This window comes from Helicobacter sp. MIT 03-1614, from assembly GCF_000762925.2.
In the GTDB taxonomy this organism is placed as follows: Bacteria; Campylobacterota; Campylobacteria; order Campylobacterales; family Helicobacteraceae; genus Helicobacter_C; species Helicobacter_C hepaticus.
In genome coordinates this window covers 1-2142 of the sequence record NZ_JRMS02000025.1, presented here as the reverse complement: position 1 = coordinate 2142, position 2142 = coordinate 1, and the positions used below count along the sequence as shown (strand labels likewise).

Annotated in this window: 2 protein-coding genes and 1 pseudogene; all 3 read left to right on the top strand. The window is 32.8% G+C overall.

Annotated elements, in window-relative coordinates; genetic code table 11:
- The first annotated feature begins 155 nt into the window (after window positions 1-155).
- Complete coding sequence (locus tag LS66_RS09915) at window positions 156-941, top strand: EcoRV family type II restriction endonuclease (protein WP_011115083.1); 786 nt, start codon at window positions 156-158, stop codon at window positions 939-941.
- On the top strand, window positions 938-1798 hold the full coding sequence (locus LS66_RS09910; protein ID WP_034368469.1) for a Dam family site-specific DNA-(adenine-N6)-methyltransferase: 861 nt from the start codon (window positions 938-940) through the stop codon (window positions 1796-1798). Before LS66_RS09915 ends, LS66_RS09910 begins: the two co-directional genes overlap by 4 nt.
- Window positions 1795-2142: pseudogene (locus LS66_RS09905) on the top strand (hypothetical protein); the annotation flags it as partial. The gene LS66_RS09910 and the pseudogene LS66_RS09905, both read left to right, overlap by 4 nt.

Here is a 2142-nt window from a genome sequence, read left to right as displayed (position 1 = left end):
CTCAATATGCTCGTAGAAAAAGGAGAATTAGAATCTACTGATGATACCTCTAATGATTGGCAACCCAAACATTATTAAATAAATCTTTAAGGAGTTGTTATGGAGAAAGAAAATAAGATTCGTCGTCAAGAATTTTAGTATGCGAGGAGACAAGGGTGAATAAAAAAGCCTTTATAGAAAGCTTTAGAGATTTTTTATCAAATTTAGAATCCAAGATTTGCCAACCTAATCATCAATGGAAAATCAAAGGTTTTATTGATAGCGATACACACATATTTTCGCTTTCTAACGACACTAAAGTAATTTCTAAAATTTTAGAAATCCATATTTTCCCTTATATCCTAGAATTTGCTAAAACACATCATTTTAATGTTGTTTTACCTTATCATCAAAATTATTATCCTGATTTATCGTTTGTATCCCAAAAAGATTCTACTATTAAATATGCGATTGATTTAAAAACAACTTATCGCAATGAAAATAACCCAAAACTCTGTAATGGCTTTACTTTAGGCTCTCACGGCGAATATTTTAAAAATAGAGAATCAAACAAAAACATACAATTCCCCTACAAAGACTATTTAGGACATTTTTGTTTGGGGGTGATTTATGATAGGGTGAAAATTGATGAATTAAAACGATACAAGCTTGATGATTTGGGCAAGATTCAATCTGTGATTCAAAATTTGACCTTGTTTTTTGTAGAAAAATATAAAATCGCGAGTGATTGTAGCGGAAGTGGCAACACTGCCAATATAGGAAGCATTAAGAATATAGATGATATTTTGAATGAAAAAGGAGTGTTTGCGGATTTAGGAGAGTCTCTATTTGATGATTATTGGATAAACTATGGGAAAATCACTATTACCGATTCTCAAGGCAAAACCAAAAACATCACAAAACTTAGCGAATACCTAACTTATAGAGGTAAAAGTCAATGAATGCGATAGTCTCACCCAAAACCCTTATCCCACCGCTTAAGATTCAAGGGATAAAATCTAAAATTATTCCTCACATAAGAGATATTTTTCAAACTTGGAATAAAAAGGGCATATATTTTGAACCTTTTATGGGCAGTGGTGTTGTTGGGTTTAACCTTGCTCCTAAAAGAGCGATTTTCAGCGACAATAACCCCCATATTATTGCTTTTTATCAAGCGATTCAGCAAGGTGTCATTACAAAAGATTCCGCACGAAAGTATTTGCAATACGAAGGAGATATTTTACAAAAAGTGGGGCAAGAACATTACTTGAAAGTGAGGGAGAGATTTAACCAAACCCATAGTCCTTTTGACTTTTTGTTTCTTAATCGGAGTTGTTTTAATGGTTTAATGCGGTTTAATTCCAAAGGCAGATTCAATGTGCCTTATTGCAAAAAAGACGCTCGATTTTCCGCCGCCTATATCACCAAAATCACTAATCAAATCGATGCGGTAGCTAGACTGATACAGCACAGCGACTATGAATTTAGAATCTGCGATTTTTCTTTGGTTTTGCAAGAAGCAAAGAAAAATGACTTTATCTATTGCGACCCGCCTTATATCGATAGGCATAGCGATTATTTCAATGCGTGGAGCGAAAGCAATGAAAGAGAACTTTACAAAATCCTTAAAAATACGAAAGCTCAATTTCTTCTCTCAACTTGGCATAGCAATGTTTATCGACAAAATCAATATATGAACGAATATTGGAATAATTTTAAATTAAAATTAATTGAACATTTTTATCATTTAGGTGCAAGTGAAGTAAATCGCCATACCATTAAAGAAGCCTTGATACAAAATAAGGTAATGAGTTGAGTTGGATTCAGATTAATTTCAATCCTCCCCTCCCTTTAAATGCTCATCAAACAAGTTTAAGTGCAAGAACTCTTAATAATAGCAGTGCATTGCAAGCAGAGAATACAAACTCTCATCACAATCTCATAGAATCTGGATTTAATGAAATCACGCTTTCAAATCTTAAAGAACAAGAACACATCTATCTTCAAGCACAAAAAGATTATGAAGAACTCATTAAGCATAACTTCACTCAAACCATACATAACAATAAAGAATCTCAAGTAGAGGGAACTTATAATGAAAGGATTAAAAAGATTCATACTCAAACCATAGACTTAGCAAAGATTGTAAGTATTGGAGGA

Bases quoted from the DNA above. Each gene is read 5' to 3' on its own strand.
- LS66_RS09910 (WP_034368469.1), top strand. From the start codon at position 938: ATGAATGCGATAGTCTCACCCAAAACCCTTATCCCACCGCTTAAGATT.